Annotated in this window: 29 protein-coding genes and 1 tRNA gene; 11 read left to right on the forward strand and 19 right to left on the reverse strand. The window is 63.7% G+C overall.

The window, feature by feature from the left end; translation table 11 throughout:
* The first annotated feature begins 30 nt into the window (after window positions 1–30).
* The 3 genes from lptF to DPV74_RS07785 are packed head-to-tail and all read left to right on the forward strand — an operon-like array spanning window position 31 to window position 2685.
* Window positions 31–1122, forward strand: coding sequence for an LPS export ABC transporter permease LptF (gene lptF, locus DPV74_RS07775; RefSeq protein ID WP_021160785.1), 1092 nt, complete (start codon window positions 31–33; stop codon window positions 1120–1122).
* Window positions 1123–1125: 3 nt separating this feature from the next.
* Window positions 1126–2274 (forward strand): LPS export ABC transporter permease LptG, encoded by a 1149-nt coding sequence (gene lptG, locus DPV74_RS07780; protein ID WP_027786712.1) that lies wholly within the window; start codon window positions 1126–1128, stop codon window positions 2272–2274.
* Between the two features lie 27 nt (window positions 2275–2301).
* Entirely contained in the window at window positions 2302–2685 is a 384-nt protein-coding gene (locus DPV74_RS07785; RefSeq protein ID WP_027786711.1) for a sirohydrochlorin chelatase, read from the forward strand.
* 103 nt (window positions 2686–2788) lie between these two features.
* On the opposite strand, the gene cobA is transcribed toward DPV74_RS07785, so the two are convergent.
* The 6 genes from cobA to DPV74_RS07815 form a co-directional block, all read right to left on the reverse strand.
* Window positions 2789–3538 (reverse strand): uroporphyrinogen-III C-methyltransferase, encoded by a 750-nt coding sequence (cobA, locus tag DPV74_RS07790; RefSeq protein ID WP_027786710.1) that lies wholly within the window; start codon window positions 3536–3538, stop codon window positions 2789–2791.
* 86 nt (window positions 3539–3624) lie between these two features.
* A complete protein-coding gene (locus tag DPV74_RS07795; protein WP_021160781.1) occupies window positions 3625–4941 on the reverse strand; it encodes a sulfate adenylyltransferase subunit 1 in 1317 nt (438 codons plus the stop codon).
* A gap of 22 nt (window positions 4942–4963) precedes the next feature.
* Complete coding sequence (gene cysD, locus DPV74_RS07800) at window positions 4964–5926, reverse strand: sulfate adenylyltransferase subunit CysD (protein ID WP_027786708.1); 963 nt, start codon at window positions 5924–5926, stop codon at window positions 4964–4966.
* 76 nt (window positions 5927–6002) lie between these two features.
* Entirely contained in the window at window positions 6003–6752 is a 750-nt protein-coding gene (locus DPV74_RS07805; RefSeq protein ID WP_027786707.1) for a phosphoadenylyl-sulfate reductase, read from the reverse strand.
* On the reverse strand, window positions 6749–7300 hold the full coding sequence (locus DPV74_RS07810) for a DUF934 domain-containing protein (protein ID WP_119336910.1): 552 nt from the start codon (window positions 7298–7300) through the stop codon (window positions 6749–6751). Before DPV74_RS07810 ends, DPV74_RS07805 begins: the two co-directional genes overlap by 4 nt.
* 25 nt (window positions 7301–7325) lie before the next feature.
* The gene (locus tag DPV74_RS07815) at window positions 7326–9005 is read right to left on the reverse strand and encodes a nitrite/sulfite reductase (protein WP_119336911.1); all 1680 of its coding nucleotides are present in this window, start codon (window positions 9003–9005) and stop codon (window positions 7326–7328) included.
* A gap of 214 nt (window positions 9006–9219) precedes the next feature.
* On the opposite strand from DPV74_RS07815, the gene DPV74_RS07820 reads away from it, so the two are divergent.
* The 4 genes from DPV74_RS07820 to DPV74_RS07835 all read left to right on the forward strand — a co-directional run bounded on the left by DPV74_RS07820 (window position 9220) and on the right by DPV74_RS07835 (window position 12957).
* The gene (locus DPV74_RS07820; RefSeq protein WP_014896306.1) at window positions 9220–10161 is read left to right on the forward strand and encodes a CysB family HTH-type transcriptional regulator; all 942 of its coding nucleotides are present in this window, start codon (window positions 9220–9222) and stop codon (window positions 10159–10161) included.
* A gap of 70 nt (window positions 10162–10231) precedes the next feature.
* The gene (locus DPV74_RS07825; protein WP_021160776.1) at window positions 10232–11389 is read left to right on the forward strand and encodes an ABC transporter substrate-binding protein; all 1158 of its coding nucleotides are present in this window, start codon (window positions 10232–10234) and stop codon (window positions 11387–11389) included.
* 96 nt (window positions 11390–11485) lie between these two features.
* A tRNA-Leu gene (locus DPV74_RS07830) sits at window positions 11486–11570 on the forward strand.
* Between the two features lie 172 nt (window positions 11571–11742).
* Window positions 11743–12957, forward strand: coding sequence for an integrase arm-type DNA-binding domain-containing protein (locus DPV74_RS07835; RefSeq protein ID WP_089446242.1), 1215 nt, complete (start codon window positions 11743–11745; stop codon window positions 12955–12957).
* Between the two features lie 616 nt (window positions 12958–13573).
* On the opposite strand, the gene DPV74_RS07840 is transcribed toward DPV74_RS07835, so the two are convergent.
* From DPV74_RS07840 to DPV74_RS07875, 8 genes are all read right to left on the reverse strand, one after another.
* Complete coding sequence (locus DPV74_RS07840; RefSeq protein ID WP_162922977.1) at window positions 13574–16429, reverse strand: DUF927 domain-containing protein; 2856 nt, start codon at window positions 16427–16429, stop codon at window positions 13574–13576.
* Window positions 16430–16555: 126 nt separating this feature from the next.
* Complete coding sequence (locus DPV74_RS07845; protein ID WP_004556769.1) at window positions 16556–16882, reverse strand: hypothetical protein; 327 nt, start codon at window positions 16880–16882, stop codon at window positions 16556–16558.
* A gap of 9 nt (window positions 16883–16891) precedes the next feature.
* Window positions 16892–17239: a hypothetical protein gene (locus tag DPV74_RS07850; RefSeq protein WP_009908645.1), complete on the reverse strand. Its 348-nt coding sequence runs from the start codon at window positions 17237–17239 to the stop codon at window positions 16892–16894.
* A complete protein-coding gene (locus tag DPV74_RS07855) occupies window positions 17232–17444 on the reverse strand; it encodes a hypothetical protein (RefSeq protein WP_059617988.1) in 213 nt (70 codons plus the stop codon). Before DPV74_RS07855 ends, DPV74_RS07850 begins: the two co-directional genes overlap by 8 nt.
* On the reverse strand, window positions 17437–17739 hold the full coding sequence (locus DPV74_RS07860) for a hypothetical protein (RefSeq protein ID WP_119336935.1): 303 nt from the start codon (window positions 17737–17739) through the stop codon (window positions 17437–17439). The genes DPV74_RS07855 and DPV74_RS07860 overlap by 8 nt, the downstream gene beginning before the upstream one ends.
* The gene (locus DPV74_RS07865) at window positions 17732–17908 is read right to left on the reverse strand and encodes a hypothetical protein (protein WP_017432173.1); all 177 of its coding nucleotides are present in this window, start codon (window positions 17906–17908) and stop codon (window positions 17732–17734) included. The genes DPV74_RS07860 and DPV74_RS07865 overlap by 8 nt, the downstream gene beginning before the upstream one ends.
* Before the next feature lie 327 nt (window positions 17909–18235).
* Window positions 18236–18760 carry a hypothetical protein gene (locus tag DPV74_RS07870; protein ID WP_119336913.1) on the reverse strand — a complete coding sequence of 175 codons (525 nt, stop codon included), beginning with the start codon at window positions 18758–18760 and terminating at the stop codon, window positions 18236–18238.
* A complete protein-coding gene (locus DPV74_RS07875) occupies window positions 18757–18948 on the reverse strand; it encodes an AlpA family transcriptional regulator (RefSeq protein WP_042967671.1) in 192 nt (63 codons plus the stop codon). The genes DPV74_RS07870 and DPV74_RS07875 overlap by 4 nt, the downstream gene beginning before the upstream one ends.
* Before the next feature lie 734 nt (window positions 18949–19682).
* Here DPV74_RS07875 and DPV74_RS07880 point away from each other — a divergent pair.
* Both DPV74_RS07880 and DPV74_RS07885 read left to right on the forward strand, forming a co-directional pair.
* Window positions 19683–20282, forward strand: a complete 600-nt coding sequence (locus DPV74_RS07880; RefSeq protein WP_240439940.1) for a hypothetical protein — start codon at window positions 19683–19685, stop codon at window positions 20280–20282.
* Window positions 20283–20286: 4 nt separating this feature from the next.
* Entirely contained in the window at window positions 20287–20823 is a 537-nt protein-coding gene (locus tag DPV74_RS07885; RefSeq protein ID WP_059715971.1) for a hypothetical protein, read from the forward strand.
* A 17-nt stretch (window positions 20824–20840) separates the two neighbouring features.
* Here DPV74_RS07885 and DPV74_RS07890 read toward each other — a convergent pair whose 3' ends face one another.
* Together DPV74_RS07890 and DPV74_RS07895 are read right to left on the reverse strand one after the other, a co-directional pair.
* The gene (locus DPV74_RS07890) at window positions 20841–22106 is read right to left on the reverse strand and encodes a hypothetical protein (protein ID WP_162922978.1); all 1266 of its coding nucleotides are present in this window, start codon (window positions 22104–22106) and stop codon (window positions 20841–20843) included.
* Window positions 22107–22177: 71 nt separating this feature from the next.
* Window positions 22178–23242, reverse strand: coding sequence for an RDD family protein (locus DPV74_RS07895; protein ID WP_162922979.1), 1065 nt, complete (start codon window positions 23240–23242; stop codon window positions 22178–22180).
* A gap of 647 nt (window positions 23243–23889) precedes the next feature.
* Here DPV74_RS07895 and DPV74_RS07900 point away from each other — a divergent pair.
* The gene (locus tag DPV74_RS07900) at window positions 23890–24465 is read left to right on the forward strand and encodes a recombinase family protein (RefSeq protein ID WP_119336918.1); all 576 of its coding nucleotides are present in this window, start codon (window positions 23890–23892) and stop codon (window positions 24463–24465) included.
* Window positions 24466–24641: 176 nt separating this feature from the next.
* Window positions 24642–24950, forward strand: coding sequence for a hypothetical protein (locus tag DPV74_RS07905; RefSeq protein WP_119336936.1), 309 nt, complete (start codon window positions 24642–24644; stop codon window positions 24948–24950).
* A gap of 29 nt (window positions 24951–24979) precedes the next feature.
* Here the strand turns inward: DPV74_RS07905 and pstS are convergent, their stop codons facing one another.
* The 3 genes from pstS to DPV74_RS07920 form a co-directional block, all read right to left on the reverse strand.
* Window positions 24980–26005 (reverse strand): phosphate ABC transporter substrate-binding protein PstS, encoded by a 1026-nt coding sequence (pstS, locus tag DPV74_RS07910; RefSeq protein ID WP_119336919.1) that lies wholly within the window; start codon window positions 26003–26005, stop codon window positions 24980–24982.
* Window positions 26006–26056: 51 nt separating this feature from the next.
* Window positions 26057–26323: a hypothetical protein gene (locus DPV74_RS07915; protein ID WP_162922980.1), complete on the reverse strand. Its 267-nt coding sequence runs from the start codon at window positions 26321–26323 to the stop codon at window positions 26057–26059.
* Between the two features lie 90 nt (window positions 26324–26413).
* Entirely contained in the window at window positions 26414–26629 is a 216-nt protein-coding gene (locus tag DPV74_RS07920; protein WP_119336937.1) for a hypothetical protein, read from the reverse strand.
* Window positions 26630–26723 lie beyond the last annotated feature (94 nt).

Consider the following 26723-nt stretch of genomic DNA (forward strand, 5'->3'; position numbering starts at 1 on the left):
GCGCAGCCTCCCGCCCTCTTCTCATCAAGAATGATCTTCGAACGCTCCCTCCAGCGCGAGCTTGCGTATACGGCTGGCGCCGTGTTCATGGTGCTGCTCACGATCATGCTCACGACGATGATGATCCGCATCGTCGGTTACGCCGCGTCCGGTGAAATCGATCCTCGGGACGTCCTCGTGCTGATCGGCCTCACCGTGATCGGCTACCTCGCCGTGATGCTCGTCGTCACGCTGTTCGTGTCGATCCTGTTCGTGCTGACCCGGTGGTACCGGGACTCCGAAATGGTCGTGTGGCTCGCATCGGGCGTAAGCCTCACGCGCCTCATCAAGCCGATCGGCGTGTTCGCCACGCCGATCATCCTGCTGATCGCCTTCTTCGCGTTCGTCGGCTGGCCGTGGTCGAACCAGCAAAGCAAGATGATCAAGGCACGCTTCCAGCAACGCGACGAGATCTCGCTGCTCGCGCCGGGCCAGTTCCGCGAGTCGGCCACGAACCACCGCGTGTTCTTCATCGAGAAGATGACGCCCGACCAGAGCAAGGTGCAGAACGTGTTCGTCACGTCGACCGAGAACGGCAAGGTCAACGTGGTCGTATCGCAGACGGGTCACACGGAAACGCGCGACGGCAGCCGCTTCGTCGTCCTGGAAGACGGCCGCCGCTACGACGGCACGCCCGGCCAGCCGAACTTCAAGATCATGGAGTTCGAGCGCTACGGCGTGAAGATCACGAGCACGCCGGTCACCAACGTGCCGACCACGAACAGCACGCCGACACCGGACCTGCTGCGCAACCCGACGCGCGACAACCTCGCGGAATTCGCGTGGCGCGCGGGGCTGCCGCTGATCGCGATCAACCTGCTGGTGCTCGGCATTCCGCTGTCGTACCAGAACCCGCGCCGCAGCCGCACGATCAACCTCGTGATGGCCGTGCTGATCTACCTCACGTACTCGAACCTGCTGAACGTCGTGCAGGCGCAGATCGAGCAGGGCAAGATGTCGTTCGGCGTCGGCCTGGTCGGCCTGCACCTCGTCGTCGCCGCGATCGTCGCGTTCATCTTCTGGTTGCGCGTGCGCAATCGTCCGCTGTTTACACGCGCGCTGTTCGGCCGCTCGGGAGCATGATCGATGCGGCTCTATGAAAAGTACTTCGCGCGACAGATCTACGTCACGTTCGTCTTCATCCTGTTCGCGTTCTCGGGCCTGTTCTTCTTCTTCGACCTGATCAGCGAACTGAACTCGGTCGGGCACGGCAACTACAAGTTCGGCTACGCGGTGCTGCGCGTCGCGCTGCAGACCCCGTCGCGCTTCTACGAGATCATCCCGGTCGCCGCGCTGATCAGCGCGATCTACGTGTTCGCGCAAATGGCCGCGAACTCGGAATTCACGATCTTCCGCGTGTCGGGTCTCGCGACCAACCAGGCGCTGCGCTCGCTGCTGAAGATCGGCATTCCGCTCGTGATCGTCACCTACCTGATCGGCGAATTCGTCGGCCCGTACGCCGATCAGCTGTCCGAGCGCGTGCGGCTGCAGGCGCTCGGCGCATCGGTGTCGTCGAATTTCCAGTCGGGCGTGTGGGTGAAGGACACGCTCGCGGCCCGCGAAAACGGCGAGCAGGTCACGCGTTTCGTCAACGTCGGCAGCCTGTCGCCAGACTCGACGATCAGCAACGTGCGCATCTACGAATTCGACTCGAAATTCCAGCTGCAGAACGTACGGATCGCGCAGACGGGGCGCTACGAGCCGCCCGGCCACTGGCTGCTGAAAGGCGTCTCCGAGACCGAGCTGACGCCGATCAAGCCGATCAGCGGCCAGCCGGCCGACGCGCTCAACCCGGTGTACCGGTCGCAGCAGGTATCGCTGCCCGAATACCGGCTGCGTTCGGACCTGACGCCGCAGATCCTGTCGGTGCTGCTCGTGTCGCCGGAGCGCATGTCGCTCATCAACCTGTTCCGCTACATCCAGCACTTGCGCGAGAACCAGCAGGACACGCAGCGCTACGACATCGCACTGTGGCGCAAGCTGCTGTATCCGTTCGCCGTGTTCGTGATGCTCGTGCTGTCGCTGCCGTTCGCTTACCTGCACACGCGGGCTGGCGTGGTCGGCGTGAAGGTGTTCGGCGGCATCATGCTCGGCATGAGCTTCCAGCTCCTCAACACGCTGTTCTCGCACATCGGCACGCTGAACACGTGGCCCGCGCCGCTCACTGCCGCGACGCCGGGCCTGATCTATCTCGCGCTCGGCCTGTTCGCGCTCAAGTGGGTCGACCGGCACTGAGCGCCGCGTCACGACGGAGGCTTCGACATGAGTTCGCACGGCATCGTCCTGTTCGGCCACGGCGCCCGCGACCCGCGCTGGGCCGAGCCGTTCGAGCGGCTCGCCACGCGGCTGCGCGGCGCCGCCTCCCCCGCGGCCCACGTATCGCTCGCGTTCCTCGAACTGATGACGCCGACGCTCGGTGACGCGGTCGCCGCGCAGGTCGCGGCCGGCTGCTCGCACATCACCGTGGTGCCCGTGTTCTTCGGCCAGGGCGGCCATGTCCGCCGCGATCTGCCGCAACTCGTCGATGCGTGCCGCGCCGCGCATCCGGGCATCGAGATCCGCTGCGCGACGGCCGTCGGCGAAGACGACGGCGTGCTCGACGCGATCGCGCGCTACTGCATCGACCAGATCGACGGCAACGCGTAAGCCGCGGTTAGCGGTTAACGTGCACAAAGAAAAAGCGCCGGCTTGATGAAGCCGGCGCTTTTTTGTTTCGGACTGCGGCGGGATCCCGCTCAGGCCGCCCCGCTCAGGCCGCATTTCGCAGCGAATCGCCCTCTTTCGCCTGTCCGGCGCGCTCGGCGAACGCATCGCCGATCATCAGCAGGCTCGGTTCCGCGGGATCGAGCCACGCCTGCGCGTCGCCCGCCGCCATCTGCGCGAGCGTCAGCGTCAGCGTGCGCTCGCGCGCCGTGCTGCACGCCTCGACGATCGCCACGGGCGTCGCCGGCGCACGGCCTGCGTCGATCAGTTCCTGCGCGATGCCGGGCGCGCTGTCGCGGCCCATGTAGTACACGATCGAATCGGCGCGCGCGGCTTCGCGGATCTCGTCGCTGCCCGGCGCGCGGCTGTGCGTCGCGAACGCGACGCTGCGCGACACGCCGCGCAGCGTCAGCGAACGCTTCAGCGTCGCCGCGCCGGCCAGTGCCGCGGTGATGCCCGGCACGACCTCGTAGTCGATGCCGGCCGCTTCCAGCGCGCGCATCTCCTCTTCGGCACGACCGAACAGCATCGGGTCACCGCCCTTGAGCCGCACGACGCACGCGTGCTCGCGCGCCGCATCGACGATCTGCTTGTTGATGAAGTGCTGCGCGGTCGAGCGCTGCCCGCAGCGCTTGCCGACCGCGATCCGGTGCGCGTTCGGCGCGTAGTCGAGCATCGCGGGCTCGACGAGCGCGTCGTGCAGCACGACGTCCGCCTGCGCGAGCAGCCGCGCGCCGCGCACCGTGATGAGGTCCGCCGCGCCCGGCCCTGCTCCGATCAGATACACCTTGCCCATGTTTGTCGCTTCGCTTCGTCCATGCGGACGTTTGCATACGGCCCGCGCCGCCGTGTGGCAGCGCGGTTTGCCGCGCAGATTGACGATTACGCCGAGAACGCCCGGATCATGCCCGCGGCGACCGTGTGATGCGTCGCCTCGTCGATCAGCACGAACGCACCGGTACCCGGATGCGCGTCGTACGTGTCGCAGACGATCGGCTTCTGCAGCGTCAGCGCGACACGGCCGATGTCGTTCATCTTCAGGTCGTGACGGTCGGTCGCATGCGACAGCGTGTGCACGTCGAGCACCTGCTTGACGCCGCCGATCTTCGCGAACACCGTGCTGGTGGTCTGCTTCAGCAGGTACTTGCGCTGCGGCGACAGCGGCGTCTCGTCGAACCAGCACAGATCGGCTTCGAGCTTCTTCGCCGGTGCAACCGGCTCGCCGGAGGTGACGAACATGTCGCCGCGCGACACGTCGACGTCTTCCGCGAGGCGGATCGTCACGGTCTGGCCCGCGAACGCGTGCGCAACCGACGCGGTGCCGCCCGGCACCGGCGCGACGATCTCGGCGACCGTTGCCGTGCGGTTCGACGGCAACACGGCGATCTCGTCGCCGACCTTCACTTCGCCCGACTCGATACGGCCCATGTAGCCGCGGAAATCGTCGGCCGAGCTGCCGTCCTGGCGCGCAACCCACTGCACCGGGAAGCGCAGCGCGTCATGCGCCTGCGTCTCGACCGGCAGCGATTCGAGCACGTCGAGCAGCGGTTCGCCCGCGTACCACGGCATGCGTTCGCTCGCACCGACGATGTTGTCGCCCTTCAGCGCCGACACCGGCACGAAGCGCACGTCGGTGAGGCCGAGCTGCTTCGCCAGCGTGACGTACGCGTCGCGGATCTCGTTGAAGCGCGCTTCGCTGTAGTCGACGAGGTCCATCTTGTTGATCGCGACGATCACGTGCTGCAGCGCGAGCAGCTTGACGATCGCGCTGTGACGCTTGGTCTGCGGCAGCAGGTCGGCGACACCGTTCTCGACCGTCACGCGCGTCGCGTCGATCAGGATGATCGCCGCATGCGCGGTCGATGCGCCCGTCACCATGTTGCGCGTGTACTGCTCGTGGCCCGGCGTATCGGCGATGATGAACTTGCGCTTCGCGGTCGCGAAGTAGCGGTACGCGACGTCGATCGTGATGCCCTGCTCGCGCTCGGCTTCGAGACCGTCGGTCAGGAGCGCGAGGTCGAGCTCGTCGCCGACCGTGCGCTTGTTCTTCGCGCGCGACAGCGCGGACAGCTGGTCGGACAGCACGGCCTTGCTGTCGTACAGCAGGCGGCCGATCAGCGTGCTCTTGCCGTCGTCGACGCTGCCTGCGGTGATGAAGCGCAACACGCCGAGGTCTTCGGTGTTCTCGATGATGCTCATGATGTGAATGTCCTCGTGTGCTTCAGAAATAACCTTGCTTCTTGCGCTGTTCCATCGCGGCTTCGGAGGCCTGGTCGTCCATCCGGGTCGCGCCGCGCTCGGTGATCTCGGTCACCGCCGTCTCGGCGATGATCTTCTCGACGTCGTCCGCGTCGCTCTCGACCGGGCACGTGCAGCTGATGTCGCCCACGGTACGGAAGCGCACCTGCGCGAGCTCGCTCGTCTCGCCGTCACGCATCGGCGTGAGCGGCGTGACCGGCACGAGCAGGCCGTTGCGGCGCACGATCTCGCGCTGGTGCGCGTAGTAGATCGACGGCAGTTCGAGGTTCTCGCGCGCGATGTACTGCCACACGTCGAGTTCCGTCCAGTTCGAGATCGGGAACACGCGCAGGTGCTCGCCGTTGTGCAGGCGGGCGTTGTACAGGCTCCACAGTTCCGGGCGCTGCGCCTTCGGATCCCACTGGCCGAATTCGTCGCGGAACGAGAAGATCCGCTCCTTCGCACGTGCCTTCTCTTCGTCGCGGCGCGCACCGCCGATCAGCGCCGTATAGCCGTGCTGTTCGATCGTCTCGAGCAGCGTGACGGCCTGTGCGGCGTTGCGCGAATCGGTTTCGCGGCGCAGCACGACCGTGCCGCGCTTGATCGAATCCTCGACGTGACCGACGACCAGCTCGGCGCCGAGTTCTTTCGCGCGGCGATCGCGGAAGTCGATCACTTCTTCGTAGTTGTGGCCCGTGTCGATGTGCACGAGCGGGAACGGCAGCGTCGTCTTGCGGTTCGCGCCGAGGCCGAACGCCTTCAGTGCCAGATGCAGCACGACGACCGAATCCTTGCCGCCCGAGAACAACAGCGCCGGCTTGCTGCATTCGGCGACCAGTTCGCGCAGGATGTGGATCGACTCGGCTTCGAGCCAGTCGAGGTGGCCCATGCGCTTGTCGGCACCGGCGGGCGGGGCAAAGGCGGATTGCTCGAGCGTCGTGCTCATGATTTCAGTCCTTCTCTTCTGGGTTCGTGCCGCCCGCTGTCGCGGGCGGCGCAATATTCAGTTTCTTGTCAGGCTTTCAGTGCGTGGCGCCGGCAACGGCGTCCGCGGGAATCGGCGTGATCGTGATGTGCAGGCCGCATTCCTTCGTGTCGCGCGACTCCCACCACCAGCGGCCCGCGCGGCTGTCCTCGCCGGGGCGGATCGCCCGCGTACAGGGCTCGCAGCCGATGCTCGGATAGCCGCGCGCATGCAGCGGGTTCACCGGCACGTCAAACGCGTTAAGGTACGCCCACACGTCGCTTTCCGTCCAGTCGGCGAGCGGGTTGTACTTCGCGATCCCGCGCGCTTCGTCCTGCTCTTCCTCGTGCAGCTCGGCACGCGTGACCGACTGCTCGCGGCGCTGGCCCGTGACCCATGCCCCGACGTCGGCCAGCGCGCGATTCAGCGGCTCGACCTTGCGGATGTGGCAGCACGACTTGCGCAGCTCGACGCTTTCGTAGAACGCGTTCAGGCCGTGCTCGGCGACGTACTGGTCGACCGCGTCCTGCTGCGGGTGAAACTGCTCGATCTCGTAGCCGTAGCGCTCGCGCACGCGGTCGATCATGCCGAGCGTTTCCGCGTGCAGGCGGCCCGTGTTCAGCGAGAAGATGCCGATCCGGACGCCCTTCGACAGGATCGCGTGCGTCAGCAGCATGTCTTCCGCCGCGAGACTGCTCGCGAACTTCACCTTCTCGTGACGCGCACCGATCTGCGCGAGCAGCGCGTCGAGGCGCTCGACCTTCGCGGCGAGTTCCGGGCTCAGCGCGGTGGCGGCGGCGGTGCTCATGCGCCCACCTTCGCTTGCGCCAAGCCGGCCGCCGCGGCACGGCGGCGGAACAGCGGTTCGGGCTGGTCGAACGCGCCCTGATAACGCTGCGTGAATTCCGTGAACGCGTTCAGCGCGTCGTGGATGTCCTTGTCGGCGCGCACCGCGAACGCGTCGAAGCCGCAACGCGACATGTACAGCAACTGGTCGCGCAGCACGTCGCCGATCGCGCGCAGTTCGCCCGTCCAGCCGTGGCGCTCGCGCAGCAGGCGCGCGATGCTGTAGCCGCGGCCGTCCGCGAAGCGCGGGAAGTCGACGGCGACCAGCGAAATCGCGCCGAAGTCGGCCACGAGATCGGCCGGCTCGCTGTCCGGTGCGAGCCACACGCCGAGCTCGTCCTTCGTCTTCGCGGCGACGAGCGCTGCGCGCTCGGCCTGCCACAATGCGAACGGCACCAGCACCTTGCCGGCCGGCAACGCGTCGACCGCGGGCAGTGCACCGTCTTCCGCCGCGCGCACGACCTGCCATGCATCGTCGATCACTGCGCGGTTCTTGATAATCGAAGCCATCTGCTAATTCCTTCTACCCGGTTGGTTACGCGTTCACTGCCTGGCGCGCCGCATACACGCGCTCCTTGAACGGCGCGATGCCGATGCGGTCGTACGTGTCGACGAAGCGCTCGCCGTCGACGCGCGATTCGACGAACGTGTCGATCAGCTTCGCGATCACGTCGGGCACTTCCTCCGCCGAGAACGACGGCCCGATCACGCGGCCGAGGCGCGCGCCGTTGCGGCCCGTGCCCTGCTCGCCGCCGAGCGACACCTGGTACCACTCGGCGCCGTCCTTGTCGACGCCGAGGATGCCGATGTTGCCGACGTGGTGGTGACCGCACGAGTTCATGCAACCGGAAATGTTCAGCGACAGGTCGCCGAGGTCGTACACGTAGTCCAGATCGTCGAAACGCTGCTGGATCGCCAGCGCGATCGGGATCGACTTCGCGTTCGCGAGCGAGCAGAAGTCGCCGCCCGGGCACGCGATGATGTCGGTCAGCAGGCCGATGTTCGGCGTCGCGAAACCGGCCGCCTTCGCCTTTTCCCAGACCTCGAACAGGTCGCGCTTCTTCACGTTCGCGAGAATCAGGTTCTGCTCGTGCGACACGCGCAGCTCGCCGAACGAGTAGGCGTCGGCCCAGTCGGCCACCAGGTCCATCTGCTGGTCGGTCGCATCGCCCGGCGCGATGCGGTGATCCTTCAGCGACAGCGTGACGGCGGCATAGCCGGCCACCTTGTGCGGTGCGACGTTACGCTCGACCCAGCGCGCGAACGCCTTGTTCTCGAGCAGGTGCTGTTCGAACGATGCATCGGTATCGGCCAGCTTCTCGTAGACGGGCGACTGGAAGTACTGCGACACGCGATCGACTTCCGCCTGCGTGAGCGTCGACGGGCCGTCCTTCAGGTGCTGCCACTCTTCCTCGACCTGCTGCGCGAACTTCGCGGGCGACAGCGCCTTCACGAGGATCTTGATGCGCGCCTTGTACAGGTTGTCGCGGCGGCCGTAGCGGTTGTACACGCGCAGCACGGCTTCGCAGTAGGTCAGCAGGTGCTGCCACGGCAGGTCTTCCTTGATCACCGCGCCGATGATCGGCGTACGGCCGAGGCCGCCGCCTGCGAGGATGCTCGCGACCACTTCGCCCTGCGCGTTCTTCTTCAGGTACACGCCGAGGTCGTGAATCTGCACGGCCGCGCGGTCGTCCTTCGAGCCCGACACCGCGATCTTGAACTTGCGCGGCAGCCACGCGAATTCGGGATGGAACGTCGACCACTGGCGCAGGATTTCCGACCACGGGCGCGGATCGATCTCTTCGTCCTGGGCAACGCCGGCGAACTGGTCGGCCGTGATGTTGCGGATGCAGTTGCCCGACGTCTGGATGCCGTGCATCTGCACCGACGCGAGCTTCGCGAGGATCTCGGGCGTTTCCTCGAGCTGGATCCAGTTGAACTGGATGTTCGAGCGGGTCGAGAAGTGGCCGTAGCCGCGGTCGTGTTCGCGGGCGATGCGCGCCAGCATCCGGAGCTGGTCGCTGCGCAGGTTGCCGTACGGAATCGCGATGCGGTGCATGTACGCGTGGCGCTGCATGTACAGGCCGTTCTGCAGGCGCAGCGGACGGAATTCTTCTTCGCTCAACTCGCCCGACAGCCGGCGGCGCACCTGATCGCGGTACTGCGCGACACGCTCGTCGACGATCGTCTGGTCGTATTGGTCGTACTGATACATTCGGGGACCCCAGGGTTTTCGTGGTGACCGCGCGACGTCCTAGCCACGTCGCGCCCGAATCTCCGTTCCGCCGTCACCGCCCCCAACCGCTGGCGGCTGGATTGCTAATGACGAAAACAGATATCCATATTTGAAAAACTCCGGTGAATCGTAATAAACTCGCCTTATATTTCAAACGACTAAAAAATTCTGTTGATATGCGGAAGGGTTATAAATGAACCTGCACCAATTTCGCTTCGTGCGCGAGGCCGTCCGGCAGAATTTCAACCTCACCGAGGCCGCCAAGGCGCTCTACACGTCGCAACCGGGGGTATCGAAGGCGATCATCGAGCTCGAGGACGAGCTCGGCGTGGAGATCTTCACGCGGCACGGCAAGCGCGTGCGCTCGCTCACCGAGCCGGGCAGGATCATCCTCGCGTCGGTCGAGCGGATTCTTCAGGAGGTTGAAAGCCTTAAAAGGGTCGGGAAAGATTACGCCGCGCAGGATCAGGGCAACCTGACCATCGCCGCGACCCACACGCAGGCCCGCTACTCGCTGCCGGCCGCGATCGCCGAATTCAAGAAGCGCTTTCCGAAGGTGCACCTGTCGATCCTGCAAGGCAGCCCGACGCAGGTGGCCGAGATGGTGATCCACGACCAGGCCGATCTCGCGATCGCGACCGAGGCGATCTCCGACTACAAGGAGCTCGTGTCGCTGCCCTGCTTCCAGTGGCATCACGCGGCCGTCGTGCCGGCCGACCACCCGTTGCTCGAACGCAAGCCGGTCACGCTCGACGATCTCGCCCAGTACCCGTTGATCACGTACGACGACGCGTTCGCGGGCCGCAAGAAGATCAACCATGCGTTCGCGCTGCGCGGGCTGTCGCCGGACATCGTGCTCGAGGCGATCGACGCCGACGTGATCAAGACCTACGTCGAGCTCGGCCTGGGCGTCGGGATCATGGCCGACATCGCGTTCAATCCCGAGCGCGACCGCAACCTGCGGCTGATCCCGGTCGGCCACCTGTTCGGCAGCAACGTGACGCGTGTCGCGCTCAAGCAGGGCGCCTACCTGCGCAGCTATGTGTATACGCTCGTCGAACTGCTGTCGCCGACGCTGAACCGCAAGCTGATCGAACAGGCGCTCAAGGGCGAATCCGAATCGTACGAGCTTTGACCGGCCTGTATAAACACAGGGGCGCGAATCTGAACCGCGCCCCTTTTCGTTGCCCGACGGAGAATCCCGCATGACGCTTCCCGCCCTGTTGCGCCGCGCCGCCGCCGGCGCGCTCGCGCTCGCCTGTGCCGCCGCCCATGCCGACCTGAAGGTCGGCGTCGACCTGTCGTCGACCGGCCCGGCCGCCGCGATCGGCATCACGAGCAAGAACGCCATCCTGATGTGGCCGAAGACGATCGCCGGGCAGCCGGTGCAGGTGACGGTGCTCGACGATGCATCCGACCCGGGCACCGCGGTGCGCAACATCCGCAAGCTGGTCGACGAGGATCACGTCGACGTCGTGGTCGGGCCGAACATCACGCCGGCCGCGCTCGCGGCGCTCGATGCGGTCGCGGCCGGGCAGACGCCGATGATCACGCTGGTCGGCTCCGGCGCGATCGTCGAGCCGCAGGAAGGCGCGCGGACCTGGGCGTTCAAGATGGCGCAGAGCGACCGCGCGATGGCCGACGTGATGACGCGCTACATGGCCAACCACGGCGTGAAGACGGTCGGCTTCATCGGCTTCGCGGACAGCTACGGCGACAGCTGGCTGAACGAGTTCACGCGCTTCGCGGACCTGCGCAAGATCCGCGTCGTCGCGACCGAGCGCTACAACCGCACCGACGCGAGCGTCACGGGCCAGGCATTGAAGCTGATCGCGGCGAAACCCGACGCGATCCTGATCGCGGGCTCGGGCACGCCGGCCGTCCTGCCGCAGCGCACGCTGATCGAGCGCGGCTACAAGGGCCCGGTCTACCAGACGCACGGGATCGCGACGCCGGAATTCATCAAGCTCGGCGGCAAGGACGTCGACGGGACGCTGTTCCCGACCCAGCCGGTGGTCGTCGCGCGCACGCTGCCGGCCGATCATCCGGCCCGCAAGGCCGCGCTCGCGTTCGTCGACGCGTACGAGGCGAAATACGGCGCCGGCACGGTCACGCAGTTCGCGGGCGACGCGGCGGGCGTGTACCCGCGCCTTGCCGATGCGGTCGGCCGCGCGCTGAAGGCCGCTCAGCCCGGCACGCCCGCGTTCCGTGCGGCGCTGCGGCGCGAACTGGAACGCGCGCACGAGCTCGTCGTGCCGAACGGCGTCGTCAATACCAGCGACAAGGATCATGTGGGGCTCGATCAGCGCGCGAGCGTGATGGGGATCGTCAAGCAGGGCCGGTTCGTCTATCTGAGCCAGTGACGTGCGCGACCGGCACCGGGGCAGCTTGCCCGGCGTCGGGATTTCAGACATAATCCGCGTTTCGCCGCGCACAATCGCATGCGCGGCCAGGATCAAGCCCAGGTGGTGAAATTGGTAGACGCAGGGGACTCAAAATCCCCCGCCGCAAGGCGTGCCGGTTCGATTCCGGCCCTGGGCACCATGACATAGTTCCGGAAAATTCCCGGAAGTCCCAAAACCCGCGACAGCACAAGGCTTCGCGGGTTTTTTCATTCCGGCAAAGTGCCGTGTGGTGCGTAGACAGCCGGGGGCAAGCGGGGGCAACATTGGGGGCAACCGATCCGAAATTGCCTTACCTGTCAGGAGTTGCCCCCATGCCATTAACCGATACAGCCATCCGGAACGCCAAGCCTGCCGACAAGCCCGTGCGCCTGTTCGACGGAGGCGGCCTCTATCTGGAAATCGCCCCGAGCGGGGGCAAGTGGTGGCGCCTCAAATACCGATTTGGGGGCAAGGAAAAGCGCTACTCGCTCGGCGTCTACCCGGAAGTTACATTGGCGACCGCACGGAAGAAGCGCGACGAAGCCCGTGAAAAGCTCGCTGCCGGCATCGATCCAGGTGAAGCGAAGAAGGCGGAAAAAAGGGCCAGCCTGCTCGCGGCCGCCCATTCGTTTGAGGTTGTCGCCCGTGGCTGGATGGCCGAGCGCAAGACGACCGTGGAGCCAGCGCAGCATGCCAAGACGCTCGCCCGCATGGAGAACGATGTATTCCCATGGCTCGGCAAGCGCCCTATCGCTGAAATCGACGCCCCGGAGATACTGGCCGTGCTGAAGCGCGTAGACGGGCGTGGAGCCAGATTTACCGCCCATCGCATCCGCAGCGAGATTAGCCGGGTATTCCGCTACGGCATCAAAGAGGGGCACTGCAAGGCCGATCCGGCCCGAGACCTGGTAGATGCAATCCCGCCCGCGCAGACAACACACTTTGCCTCAATCACTGAGCCGGAGAAAGTGGGCGAGATGCTTCGCGCGTTCGACGGCTTCACGGGCACGTTCCCGGTTCTCTGCGCGCTCAAGCTAGCCCCCATGCTGTTCGTTAGGCCGGGCGAGTTGCGAAAGGCAGAATGGGCGCAATTCGACCTCGACAAAGGCGAATGGCGCTATTTCGTCAACAAAACGAAAACGGATCACCTTGTTCCGCTGGCCGCGCAGGCTGTCACGATTTTGCGCGAGCTTCATGCCCTGACTGGCGAAGGCGTCTACGTGTTCCCTGGTGCTCGCGACCGAAATCGGCCGATGAGCGAGGCCGCTATCAATGCAGCCCTTCGTCGGCTCGGCTACGACACTCGCACCGAGATTACCGGTCACGGCTTCCGGGCAATGGCACGGACGATCCTGCATGAAGAGTTGGAGGAAAAGCCGGAAGTGATCGAGCACCAACTAGCGCATACGGTCCCTGACAGCCTTGGGCGGGCGTACAACCGAACAAAGTTCATCAAGGCACGACGCTCGATGATGCAACAGTGGGCGGACTACCTCGACAAGCTCAAAGCCGGGGCGGAAATCATTCCGATCGCGGCGGCAAGATAGATCCTTGCCGCCACGCGTATGACCCCCTTGCTGCGCACCTCCCACCGGTTTCTCAGAGTTGGCACCGCACTGTCGGCCCCCTGCATGTCGGTATGAATATGACCCCCCTTAGGCGCGCCGGGAGTAGGAAAAACACGCGGGTGTGAGCCCCCGCGTCTTTGCCCTAGACGCAGGGTCCCCCGCTTTCCGGCCGCCATGACACTTACAGCCGGCGCAACAATGCCCGACCGAGGCGCGTCGCGGACACCCCCCTCGAAGACACGGTTTCGACGCCCCTCGAATCCCGGAGAGCCGCACCCCGTCTAGCTTCACGGTAGAAGCAGACGGTCGACGCCTGTCCGGTCAATGCAAAATGAGTTGGAGAGTTGGAGATAAACGCCAGAATCGGCCGCAAATCCTTACGGGGTAAGGCTTTGCCTGTCTCCAAACGATTTGGAGAGCGCTGGAGATACTGGAGATAAACCGGGCTGGATTGTTACATCCTCAGCAAGAGTCGAGGCAACCGCCCGCCCGGTTCCGTCTGGTGCGTATCGCTCAAAGTAACTTTGACGCACGGGCCAAAAGTGCCGCGCAAAGGGATGCCCGCCACCGCCCTCCCGGACGGCGGCGGTGCAGCTTAGATTTCGAGTGAGAAGATGGACGGCAGGACGCGATAGACCATGAGGCGCTTTGTCATGCCGGGGATATGTTCCTGTCGATACGGACGCCCATCGCTACGCAGCATCAGCACACCCCGCTTCATCAAAGCCTTCTCGACGATCCTATGGTCGTAACCGGCGCATACTTCCTTGCGAAACACGGTTAACTCGATCAGGTATTCCGTCTCGACGCTTTCCGCGTCTTCGGCGCTCATCTTCTCGCCGAACTCAGCGTAATACGCTTGATCCGACTCGATGGCGATGCTGCTCTTATCGTGTTTCACGAGTCGCTTCCAGCCCGCACGGTGCGGCGCGTTCGGTCGATGGTCGTCCTGCGCCCGGTTCATCCAAACGAAACGGTTGTCGCCGTGCGCGACGAGGAAGTGCAGCACTTGCCGCACCGCATCCGCCTCGTCGGAATTACCCGTGCCGCCGCGCAGTTCGAGCCAGCCTTCGAAGCAGCGACGCGCGGCCTCGACCGCTTCGCCCTGCGGCCAGCCCGTTAGCCCGTGCGCCGTCGCCAGCTCGCCGGCCACCGCGACGAGGCAGAACCGCTTGGCGACGCGCGCGACCTGCGAATGCGAGCCGTCCGGCACCCATTGCCCGACCAGCTCATCGACGCGCATGCGCAGATGCTCGGCCAGCTCGTCGGCCTGCGACGACGCCCATTCGATAAACGCGGGGCCGGCCGTGCCGTAGTGCCGGCCGGCGTGCCGCTCTAGATGCTCGATCAGCGCGGCCGGCGTCGGGAAGCCGTGCAGGTTTTCTACGACGCCCATTTCGCCAACCTCGGCGGGAATCGCGGGCAAGCGCACCTCGATACCGCCTTTCATCGGCTTGTTGCCTTCGGCCATCAGCGCGGACACGCTCTTTTCGCCGTTCGACAGGAACAGCAGCCGCCACGTGAGAACCGGCTTTGCCGAGCCGCTACGCGACGCACGGGCCTTGCCCGACTCGTTCGCAAGCATGTAGATCACATCGCCAACCAAGCGCGGCTCGACCTGTCCGATTTCGTCGAGGATCAGCAGCGCGTCGCTGTGCTGCGTGGCGACCGCTTCGAGCGCGTTGTCGGTCGCCTTCCAGCTCCGCACATAGTCCGGCGAGCCGAACACGGACGCGGCGATGACGCCGCCCGTCGACTTACCCTTGGACGTCGTGCCGAGCAGGTGGAAGCCGCCCGACTGAAGCCCGGAGAAGTGCAGCAACGGACCAGCGAAGGCGGTAGCGACGCAGAACAGCAGCCGGCTATTGCCGACGCAGTAGGCTGCAACCTCGCGTTGCCAGTCGTCCAGCGTGCCACGCTCCTTGAACTGGCTCTGGATCGGTGTATCGGCCTGATAGATCAGGGCCTCTTTGCCGGTGCCGATGACGCGATCGGGCAGCACGAACGCGCCGTGATGCCAGCCGACGCGCGGCACGCAGCGCACGCGCTCGTCGGGTTGCGCCATCTGCACATAGTTCGCGATCTGCGTGCGGGCGATCTGCGTCACGCCAAGCTTTACGCCCATATCGAGCAGCATGCGGCGCAGCTCCGTGCCGTCGCCGGCAAAGAGGCCGGCCGGCACCGCCCACCGTTTCAGGATGCCGTCGCGATCGGTGAATTCGAGCAGGTAGCCCCACTCGCTGTTCATCTCGTTGCGCGTCTCCGCAATCACGTCGATACGCGTGCTGACCCAATGCGGCGGGAGCGGGTCGCCCTGATTGTTGAAGCCGTGAAACCACACGCCCTTGTCGTCGACGACGAACCGCGACTTGCCGTCCTGCGCGCGGGCCGTTTTCGGGCGCTTGGCGGGCTTCGCGGCGGCTGGAGCAGCCTTGGCCTTGCCGGCATCCGCCGAGCCGGCCGGCGCGAGCGCAGCGCGCACGGCAGCGGCCACCGCATCCGGGCCGAGGTGCGCAGCCAGGTCGTTAAAGTCGGTCCCGGCCGCTGGGCGGTTCGGACCGAAGTCGGGCACGGCGACGATGCCGGCAACGGCCTCGGCCGCCGCGCGAGCCTTCGTCACGCCCGGATTGCCCTTCGTCGTGTGGTCGTCGTCCGCGCATACGACGATGCGGGCGTCCGGATACTGGCCGCGCAGCGCCGTGGCGACCGCGTGCAGGTTGCCGGCGTCGAACGCGACGGCGGCCGAATAGCCGGTCGCGGCCGCGAGCGTCGCGCACGTGGCGTAACCCTCGCCAATCAGCAGCGTCGACGACACCGGACCACCGATCAGCGAGAAGCAGCCCGCTTTGCGGCCGTTCGGCAGATAGCGTTTCTGGCCGTCCGTGAGGACGAATTCCAGCGTCCACAGCTTGCCGTCCGCGTCACGGGCCGGGATGACGAGTGCGCCGTCGCATGCGGCCGTGCCGATACACAAGCTGCCACGGTAGACGCGCAGCGCGTCGACCGGGATGCGCTTGCGAACGAGATACGGGTGATCGGCCGGCGCAGGCTCGGCCGCCGACCATATCGATTCGGCAAGCGCTGACGCGGCCCGCTGTTTCTCTGTCAGCTCGGCCAGCTCGGCTGCCTCGCGGGCCGCGCGTTCGGCTTTCTGCCGCTCGCGCTCCGCTGGATCGATCGGTTTGGCTCGATGCGCACGCGGATCGAAGCCGCCTTGCTTGGCAAGGTGAAACAGCGTGTTGATGGTGATCTTGCCGCCCTTGAACGACTTCCACACATCGCGCGCGTCCTTCCCGTTGTAGTTCTGCGCGCCTTGGCTCCATTCGTTCCAGAGGGCGAAGCCCTCCTCGTCAAACTCGGCCTTAAGCGCCATCCCCACCTGACGCCATGTATCGCGGTCGTCAGGCGGGACATAGCCGAGCGCGACTCTCGCCCGCTCGAATTCGGACATGGGTGTGTTACTCATAGGTTCCCACTGGACGCGCGTCGGTCGACTTCCGATTAGTAGTCCATATCGGGCAAGCAGCTACCCGACGCGCGAAGAATTGAATGATGCGAAGATGCCTAGCGGCGGGTCTTAGCCGGCCGCACGAGGCACCGACAGAACCGCACCGCCCGCCGTGACGTCGTTGCTGTAGACGTAGCGGCCGAGCCGCGACTCGCCAAGGGCGTCGTTCGCCGCCTCCAGCGCCGCGCCGATCGACGGCAGGGACGCGCGGAACAGGCTCAGCACAAGCCAGTAGTCGTCATCGGACATGGCCTTGTCGGCCGCCCAGTGCAGGCTGTCCAGCAGCTCCATGGCGTCACTGATCCGCGTGCCAATGCGGTTACGGTCAGGACGGTTCACCTCGGCCACGAAGTGCGACGCGAGCGGTTGCACGGCGTTCTTGTTCGTCTTTGCCATGACCGCCCCTCAGTGCGTCGTGCGCGGTTCGCGCGTGACGAGCCCGAGCGCCGCGAACAGGTGCTGTTGCACGCGCCCCATCAGGCCGGCCGCAAACGCTTGGCGGCTGATCGTCACGCGGTGCGCGTCGACGTCGCCGGCATCCTGCATGGCGGCCTCCATGCCGCGCGCGAACGCGGCGGCTTGATGTGCCGCGTAGTCGTGCAGCCGCACGTCGCCTTTCAGGTCGAGCCATGCGTCGGCGCAGATCGCGCCCAGGTCGACGGCGAATTGCAGCTCGATCGGAGCGCCGGTATCGAGTGGCGGTGCGTTGTCGAATCCGTCGACAACCGCGGTTCGGATGCGCTGGTCAGTCATGGCACACCTCCGGCTGCGCAGTGCGGCGCATGTCGGCCGAATACCGGCTCGCAACGCTTTGCCCCATGTCGACGAGCGCGCGCTCGTAGGTGCCCTCCGCAAGATGCGAACGCACAGCATCGAACAGCGCTTCGAGCTGGGCGAACTGATGGGCCGCGCACATGGCAATCATCTTGACTTCGTTCGGCAGGCGGTATTTAGACATGGCGGACCTCCAGAATCGACGCGAGGAGTTGCCCGACATCGATCGGGCAATCCAGCTCCGCTTCGCCGCGAATCGGCGTGAGGTTCCAGTCAAAAACGGCCGCGTGCGCGAAATCGCCAGACCGGCGACCGCAGACGCTACGCCCCGAGACGGGGCCGCCCAAGATCCGCACGCGCCAATCGTGATCGGGCGTCGGACGAGCCGATGCCACCTCGACCAGCATGCCGATACGCGAGCGAGCATCGCACTTCGTGACGATCGCCAGATCGCCAATCTTGCAGCGCAGGTCAGCCATGACGCACCTCCGCACGAACGAGCGCCGCGATCGCGGCCAATGCCGCGCCGGTTGCGTCGAGCGCGTCTTGATACGTGCTGGCGGTTGCTGCGTCGCGCAGTGCTGCGCGGACGATGGATTGAATGAGGTGGGATTGCTGCCCGGTACGGGCGTGCGTGGACTGGCGCATGGATTGCGACCTCCTCTGGTGGGTTGAACCACCCGGACCTCAACGCCAATTGAGGTGGCCGGGCGCATGGCGGCGTTGGCGTACCGGACCCAGAGGAAACCGGCGAGCGCGAGCGCTCCACCACCAAGGCCCGACCGTAGAAGGCGCTTAGTGTGCGGACGTAAAAAAACCGCGCTGAGGCGGTCATCCGCCTCTGGAGATTGCCGGACGCCAATCCGGGCCGCTGCTGTCTCAGCGACGCGCATAGGATACCGCGCGATGCTGGACGACGCAAATCGCGACGCCCACGCCGTGTATTGACCAGTGCAAAGCGACTTTGGGGGAGCATCAGGCGGTTTCCCCCTTGAGCACGGCGGTCGCCAGCTTGAGCTGTTCGATATCCAGTCGCGAGCTGCCATGCGCCAGGGACTGGCCGAGCGCGACGCCCCGCAGCAGGGCGCTAACTTGTAAGCGGCGCGTCCCGTCCGTGCACTGCGCATCGATGTCGTTGTAAAGCGCACGATAGGCTTTCCGCAGCTGTCGGTACTGCCGACGACGATAGTTCGCCGAATCCTGTTCAGCAGCGGCGATCGCCTGGACGAACTTCTCGCAGGCGGTGCCAAGTTGCTTTGTCGTCAGGCGCGGGGCTTCGAGCGCGAGCGTCGAGGCGAGCGTGACGGCGATCGCTACGAGCTTCCCGGTGTCGTCGCCACGGTTCCAGAAGCAACCCTCGATGTCATCGAGGATTCCTGCGAGCTTGCGGAGTCGGGCGTCGCGGCAACGCACGAACGCGGCGTCGCGCGCCGTGAGGGCCGCGCCCATCGCGCGACCATACGGGCCGCCGCGGTCGGTCATAAGGGAGGGCGCGCTCATGCTTGCTCCCGCGTCGATTGGCGGGATTCGACCCAGTTCTGGACGTCTTGCGCGCGCCAGCCGACGCTCCTGGCCCCTAACTGGACCGGCGCTGGAAACTTGCCTTCACGAATCCAGCGATACAGCGTTGTTTTCTTGACGCCGACGCAATCCAGCACACCAATAAGTCGAAGAATCTTAAGAGCCATTTTCTATTCAGAAATGGCCTGTTCCGCAAGAAGGAGGAAAGCGGCGGCAATAAACCGCGCCGTACTATCAAAGTACGGGCGCAATGAAGTTTCCGGGAGACGCACAAAGTAACTTTGCAAAGTTACTTTGCACGGCGCGGCGCGCGCGGTATCATTCGTCCTAACAAGAGCTATGCGTTTCCTAGGCGCGGTGGCTCTTGTGGTTCCTCCAATTATGGAACAGGCAGCCAAGCCAAAAAATCGCCGGTGGGATGTGTTGGTAGCACACCCCCGGCACCCTCTCGTCAGCTCGACGAAATATGCTCAACGATTGAGTATTTCCCGCCTTTTTTCCTTGCATCGCCCACAGATTCCTAGAGCCGTGTTCGATTAGGTACCAACAAGTACCGCAATTATATCGAAAGGTCTGCCCCCATAAAAGATTTGTCTCAGATTATCTAAGACCGCAATACAAGGTGTCCCTGTTCGGCCATTTTCGGATCTTAGCTGCGAGCGCTTAAACGTCCGTTATGCAGCGCACGGCGGACAACCACTGGATGTTGCCGTTCTTTCCGGCATCCTGACCGACCGTAAGCGTGACGCTATGGCGACAGATCGACAATCCGACGATCTGGTAGATTTGTAAACTCAACGTCGCTCCGAGATTCGATGACGCGGTTCGTGGCGTAGGTTGTCTGCCAGGTCCTCGCCAGGTATCGCATCGATACAGCAATTGCTCTACGAATATCGGCTTAATGCAAAGCGCAAACGGTTCAACAATCTCCCATCTTGGCTTGCCAAGGAATACGGGCGAAGATTTGCGACGTCCGGGCGGCTTCGACTTTTCTGTAAAGGATTCGGATCTCATGGAGCAGGCTTACGCGGCGATCGGACGCGCGGCGATCGCGATGCAGATGTTCGAGGTGGCCTTCGTGTCGATCCACGAAGGCTTCAAGATGATGAATGACGAAGCGTATCGTGAGGCAACGGGCGGCTTCATCACACCCGAGAAGTACAAGACCGCGACGGCGAACGTGGTGAAGGTGCTCTCGCAGCGCGGGCAGATTGCGGCGGATCTGGAAGATCGCCTCAACACCTTGATCGACCGGCGCAACGAACTCATGCACCGCTGGATTCTCCATAAAGGCTGGCCTGCGAATGACGATAACGATGCAGCAAGCTATGCTGAGGTGATGCAACTTGCGGAGTGGGTGCATGCCGAAGCGAACACGGTCACGCACATGATGGCGGGTTACATGGTCAGACACGCGAATCCTGACGCTGCCGGGAAAGACCCCGAGGCATACAGGCAGGCAATGGCCGAACTTTTCCACAAACTGCACGTGCAGGAGTAGCACGGTGGACGAAAGCAACGCCGTTGACGAAATCCCGGACGGCGAGGAGGCGCGCCGCGCTGCTCGCTTTCCAGCCATCTCGTTGAGCGCCGAGTACCTTGTGATGGGCCACCTGCTGCGCAGAAACGTCCTCACCTACAAGGCCCCGCCGATGAACGAAGGCTACGACCTCATCTGCATCCATCCGGACCCGCGCAAGGCGTCCCGGCAATTGCGCGTGCAGGTGAAGAGCCGCTATGCGACCGATTGCGATCGCGGGTTCCCGGTCAAGGAGCGGTCGATCGACGCGTTCGATTTCCTCGTGGTCGCTTTTCTGAACGTTGGTTACTACCTTTCTAAGGCGAAGAAGCACGCGGCGATAGACGGGGTGGCGGAGCCGGAGTTCTACGTGTTGACGCCCGAGTTTATCCGCACGCACCACCGCAAGAGCGGCGGGTGGGAAAAGGTCATGCTGCGTGGGCTTGACATCGATGCGTATAAAGGGAGTAAGGGCTTCGACCTGATCGCGCAGGCGCTGGATATCCCATATCCAGCGAAGTGAAACGGTGCATCGCGCTCCTAGAGAAGAATTTCTTCGCGGGACGAGCAGAATACGCGACTGTGGCAAAAGTAGATTGCGTTCCGATTGAATGCTCGTAGGCATTCGAGATTGTCCGCAAGATAGTAAAGCTGGACCGGATGGTTCTGTTTCTGATGGTGCTCAATTAGTTCGCGCGGCGCGTGGGGGACCAGCCCCGCGTGATCAGCAAACAAGTAACGAATAAAAGCATTGTGGCGAAGATTAAACTCCAAGCCGATCTGGTCCTGCCGGTCCGTAAATTGGCTGAAACCACGATCAGACAGTAGGCATCGTGCTTCGCTATAGCTACAGACCATGACTGCCGCAGCATGGCTTTTTCGCTCAAACACTGCTTTGACCATACTTTCGAGCATAGAGAGACTCCCTTCCCCCGATTCCACAAAGAGCATGAACAGCATCCGCAGCCATCGGCCATAGTCGGTGTCGGATATGCCAAGTCGCGAACAAAGCCGTGCCTGATGAGGCTTGCGACCATTGAGCACACGTTCGAACATCCGTTTTGCATCCGGTGCGGTCGGCTCATAGTTCGCGAGCACGCCGAACGTGTTCAGGATTTTGCCCACCGAAAAGGGGTTGCGCGCGAAGTTAAGTAGTTTGGCCGTGAAGATACTGGCGATCTCGCCACCGACATTGTTGTCGCCCGACGCGAGCTTCTGAAGCAAGCTCCCGGTGGTGACGGCTACCTCCTGTTCGAAGCGCTGAAAGCTCGCTTCGAAGTTGAGTCGCGAAGCGCGGTCCGAAGCGACGTCAAACGTGAAGAGGTCATCGAGCGAAAGATTGCTAGAGATCAGTCTTCCCCTCTTGCTCTCAAGTCGAATGGTAAAAGATTCCCGCTCTTGGACTTTGAACGAAAAGATCCGTTGATCTCGCGGCGGTGCGAAAGGGTTCGCCGCGTTGAGGCGTTGCTCGACCTGCGGGACAAAGTGCTGGTTTCGGGTTGCGTTTGAATAGTCCATTTGGCTGCGGAGCATGACGGGTACCCCATGATAGCGGGTGGTCCGTGGTGTCCTGATGCCCATGCCCGAGGCGCGAATCGGCGCATGGCGGTGACTGAGCGACTCAAACGGGTCGATCTGCGCCGGTCGAGCGTGACAGGGCGGCGGCCGGCCGCGTTCGGCCAGAACCCGCCATTCGACACGGACACCAAGATCGCCGACGATCGCTTCACCGACAAGGGCGATACCCTGGTGGACGCCCCTGGAGACAAGGGAAATGCTGCGCAGATTGCGCTCGGCATATCCCAAGCCTTTCGAGCTCGGCCTCCACGAGCACACACCCGCCTTTTCGTTCGCCTGATTGCAGAGCTCGTCTGCCTTTAGGGCGTAAGCGTCTGGGTGACTGCACGGAATACGTCAGGCTCCAGCGCAATGCCGCTCTCGTGGCTTGCTGGTGCCGCGGCGAAGACACGCCAAAATCCTCCGTTTGCCGCGAGAACATGCGCGCGAACGGTTATAGCTTCCGTGGAATCTGACGCCACACCTGCGCCGCTTCCAGTCCAGACCTGACTAGCGCCATCCGCAACGACGCTGCCGTTCCGGATGACTGCGAGCGTGGGATTTCCCTTCAGCAGTGCGTCGACATACTCATCAAGACCGACGTTCGCAGCCTCAAAGCCTACGCCAACAACCACCTGATTCGTCGCGTCGGCATACAGCCATGTGTTCGGTGGGAGGTTGCTGCTCTGAGGCAACAGCCGCCAACCTGCTGGCAAAATGGTTGCCGTCTCACGGGTTAGGGGATTCTGCCAACTGACTGGCGGGAGGTTCTGAGTGTCTTTCTGGCGCTGCTCTTCCATCTTCCCGTAGCCCAACACCGCAATGAAAGCCAAAAACAACGCTAAAGCGGTGAGATAGTGGCCAAACTTGCGAGGCGCCCGAGAAACACGGCAACCGTACTTGATGTCCCAACTGGTGCGCTTGCCGCCCAATAGGGCCCGATAGCTCGCGAGTTCGGTGAAAAGTGCCACGATTGGGATGCCCAATCCGATGCCTCGAATCCAGACGTCGACGCTGCGCGCGGCGTACGTGCGCGCAGGCAGCGGAGCACAATCGAGCATCTGCACCTTAACGCCAAGCAAGCCCTTGCCTATCGAGTTGCCAAAAGCGGCGTAGACCAGAACGTCGCACACGATGGCAATCGGGATAATCAAGATTCCACTGAGCATGTCTTGAGACGACGACGGCATGTCTGTGAACGCGAGCAGAGACCACCCGAATCTTGCGTTCAGGATTCCGACCACGAACCCCACCACTAGTGACCAGATGTACAGGTCTAGCGTACGGGCAAAAAACCGACGCCATGGACCTGCAAGCGGCGACGCAATCGTCGAAGGCGCCCAATCCTGCGCCGACTCGTCCAGAGCACCCTTCACCACGGTCATCGCGATTGCTCCAGCGGGCTCTGGACCTGTCGGGGCTGCGATCGGGGTTGCGGCCTCTACCCGCCCTGCCCGCTGCCGAAACACTCCCGCCAGAACCCAGCCAATGCCCCAAAAGACACACAGCGGAATTAGCCCCAGCACCGCGAAGGACGCGCCCGAAAAGCTGCTGTCTCCGTAGGAAAGGGCGTATGCGACAACTGCCCACACTACAGATATCACGACTGCCAGCCGAAACGGCCACTTGGTTTCTCTCATGCGGTCCCCCAGAGTGGTTTGCTTATTGTGATCACCACCAATCTACTGGCTCGCCTCTGCGAAGTAAATCGTCTGAAAAACGTATACGGGCCGGCTGCCGAATGGCCGCTTCGTCGAGTCACGAGTGGCCGCCGTCGGGTCGATCTGCACCGGTCGTGCGTCACAGGGCGGCGGCCGGCTGCATTCGGCCGAGGCTGTGTAAAACGTGTGCCGGGGCCGACCGACGGAAAAGGCGACCGACCAGAAGGCAATCGGCCTCCAATCAAATGCGCTTGTCCAAAACCGATCCCTTCCGGACAGGGGCATTTTGCCCTGTCCGAAAATAAGGGTTGAAATGTTTTGGACATTGCCTTATATTCGGACATCTATTTCGTACAGATTGAGTGCCCGATATGTCCCGAACCTTTGCCTATGCCCGCGTCAGTACGTCCGACCAGACCACCGCGAACCAGTTACGAGAGATCGAGGCGGCCGGCTTCTCGGTCGACAAGCGCCGCGTTGTGTCGGAAAGCATTTCGGGGAGCGTAAGCGCCGATCAGCGGCCGGGGTTTGCGCAGTTGCTCGTCAAGATGGAAGAAGGCGACGTGTTGATCGTGACGAAGCTCGACCGACTCGGCCGCAATGCGATGGACGTTCGGGCCACGGTCGAGGGATTGACCGAACGCGGTATCCGGGTTCATTGTCTCGCCCTGGGCGGCGTAGATCTGACGAGCGCGGCCGGCCGGATGACGATGCAGGTGTTGAACGCGGTGGCCGAATTCGAGCGGGATCTGCTGATTGAGCGCACGCACGCTGGTATCGCTCGCGCGAAGGCGGAAGGCAAGGCGATGGGGCGGCCGTCCGCCCTGTCGGACGAGCAGCGGGCGGACGTGCTGCGCGAGTTGGACGCGGGGGCAAGCGTGGCCGCGCTTGCTCGGCGATTTGGCACGAGCCGCCAGACGATCATGCGGGTACGCGACGCAGTCTAAGCGGCGTGCGCCGTTCAACTCACGCCCTGCTGGAGCCCGGCTCGCTGGGTGACTATCGCTGCCAAATTTCAAGACAGCCTGGTCGGTAGGCTGATGCGTGCCATAATTCCACACATGCCTTCCGTGTGCGCCATGCGGAAATGGCTGTCATGCTATCGGACGGAAAGGTAAGGGCCATGGATCATCCGCGTACCACCGTGACGATGCCAATCGTCACTTCCGGGCCGACGCTATGGTTTTCGGCATACGCGTTCGGGTGGGGCTATTGCGCCTTTTCACTGACGTCCGAAGTGATTTGCGAACAACTTGGCGCTGCCGATGGGACATCGAGACAGTTGCTGCTTGCGTTTGAATTGGGCAAGCGGCGGGTCTTGCATGCGGTCGAGCGGATAAAATTGCCGCAGACAGGCGAACGGATCCCACTCTCGGCGAAGGATCTGGCGCAACCCGGCGTTCGTGAGGTGGAAACGACGACGGCCACCTGAAGGTCGCTATCGCGTCCCACCCACCGCACTCAATCCACCAACGCTTTCCCGGAGGCGTCCTTGATTTTCGCCTTCCATTGCTTGCGGATTTCGGCGACGACCGGATCCGGAAGCGAGATGTAGTCGAGATCCGTGGCGGCCTGGTTGCCATTGCTAAACGCCCAGTCGAAGAACTTCAGCGTTTCCTTGCCCTGTTCCGGCTTGACCTGCTTCGTGTACATCAGCACGAACGTCGCGCCGACGACCGGCCATGCATCCTTGCCCGGCTCGTCCGTCAGGATCTGGTAGAACGACTTCGACCAGTTCGCGCCGGCCGCAGCGGCCTTGAAGGTTTCCGTTTTCGGCTCGACCACCATGCCCGTCGAGTTCTTCAGCGCGGTGTAGGTCATGTTGTTCTTCTTCGCATACGCCCACTCGACGTAGCCGATCGCGCCCGGCAGGCGCTGCACGAAGGCCGCGACGCCGTCGTTGCCCTTGCCGCCCGTGCCCGTCGGCCAGTTGACCGTCGTGCCTTCGCCAACCTTCGACTTCCACTCGCCGTTGACCTTCGACAGGTAGTTCGTCCAGATGAAGCTCGTGCCCGAGCCGTCAGCGCGGCGAACGACCGCGATGTCCGTATCCGGCAGCTTGACCTTCGGGTTTAGCGCGGCGATCGCCGGGTCGTTCCACTTCTTGATCTTGCCGAGGTAGATGTCGCCGAGCACCGAGCCCGACAGCGTCAGTTCGCCTGACTTCACGCCCGGCACGTTGACGACCGGCACCACACCGCCGACCACCGTCGGGAACTGGAACAGGCCTTCCTTCGCGAGCTCGTCATCCTTCAGCGGCGCGTCCGAACCGGCAAAATCGATCGTCTTCGCATTGATCTGCTTCAGGCCGCCCGACGAGCCGATGCCTTGATAGTTGACCCTGCCGCCGCCCGCCTTCTTGTACGCATCGGCCCACTTTGTGTAAATCGGTGCTGCAAACGTACTCCCGGCACCGGTGATATCGGCAGCTTGAGCGGCGGTGGCAACAAGAGCGAGGGCGCAGGGAATCAGGATCCGGATGTTCATGTATCACCTCCTGTCTGCGGTCGGCACGCTGGCCCACACGCTGGTTCCGATCTAGAAGTCTGATTTGTCGAGCTGGATGTGCCGGCCGTCGCTCGGCAATGCATGTCGATTGACCGCGATCGTGATCTTCTCGCGATTGCTTTCAAATGCGGTGAGCAGTTGCTCGGGGGTCGCTGCGTTTGCGCCGAGCTTGTCTCGAATGATGTCGGACGGGAGCTTGATCGCAACGTACCCCCAACCGGTGCCATACGCAGAGAACGACAGGCTCAGATCGTCACGGACGATCGGGCATGTCAGACAAGTAGCGGAGTCCGTCATGGCGCGCGGCGAGTGGTCTCGCATCGGAGGGTGATACGAGTATTGCATCTGGATGTGAAAACTCAAGGAGCGTGCAACTGCCGGAAACGCTCAGTTCCCGTCACTTGCCGCGATGGAGGCCAACGCTCGATCGCCGTCGCGTTGGGCAGTGTCTTCAACGGAAAAGGTGTGCTCGCTGAACGCGATCAGTTTGAAGCCGCTTCCCGTGGCGCGAGGAACCGTGATGCCCCAATGCCAACCCCCGTCTTGTTCGAATACGTGGAGGGCGGGGAGCGTCTGACTCAGTGCTGGTGAAGAAGTCGTCATGGCGTGCTCTCCCGTCATGGGGCGACTGCGGGGCAACTGCATCGAAGGTGCGAACCCAGTCTACGGGCATTTTTGCTGCGCCGCAATATTCGAG

The organism is Burkholderia sp. HAN2018, from assembly GCF_024704855.1.
GTDB lineage: Bacteria > Pseudomonadota > Gammaproteobacteria > Burkholderiales > Burkholderiaceae > Burkholderia > Burkholderia cepacia.